This window comes from Rhizobium sp. 01T444 (assembly GCF_056398305.1).
In genome coordinates this window covers 1-526 of sequence record NZ_JBFTPD010000398.1, presented here as the reverse complement: position 1 = coordinate 526, position 526 = coordinate 1, and the positions used below count along the sequence as shown (strand labels likewise).

The window sequence follows — 526 nt, the reverse complement described above, 5'->3', positions numbered from 1 at the left end:
GAACTGGTCCATGCCSGTGGTCACGGCGATATCGGTGGGTGCCGMCATGCCRGGCAGGTCGACRTARCCGAGGATCTTCATGAAGGCGATGTTGCCCATGTTCGGCAGGCCGGGRTACGGCGCCATCCACTCATGCCACCAGTCGTAGTACGCGCGGGGGCTGGTGCTGCTGTACGGGCTGCAGCCGTCGCACAGGCCGGCCAGCGCGATCACCGCCACCTGGCCCTTGAGCGYCGWGGTGTCCCAGAYCGTSACRAGCGCGAACTCGCTGTCGTTGGTCATGGCGATGCCGGTGGGSACCTTGTTGGCGGSCAGYTGCACSGTGGTGCGGTTGCCTGCCGTGTTGCTGCCGGCGGTCGCAATCAGGCCGTTCTGGAAAGCCACGAGGCTTTGCGCGCAGAAGCCGGCCCGGCCGCCGCAGCGCCCCACTGCGACGGGGTCGCCAGTCACGATGCCGGTCGAGCGGTAGGCCGCGATATTGATGCTGTCCAGCCCGCCGCTCGGCGCGACCGTCTCGGTCCAACTC

At 68.1% G+C, this 526-nt stretch carries 1 protein-coding gene; it reads right to left on the bottom strand.

Annotated features, from left to right (window positions below; genetic code table 11):
- Window positions 1–526 (bottom strand): hypothetical protein (locus AC1DTN_RS39135; protein ID WP_477925628.1); only part of this gene is annotated, 526 nt, incomplete at both ends.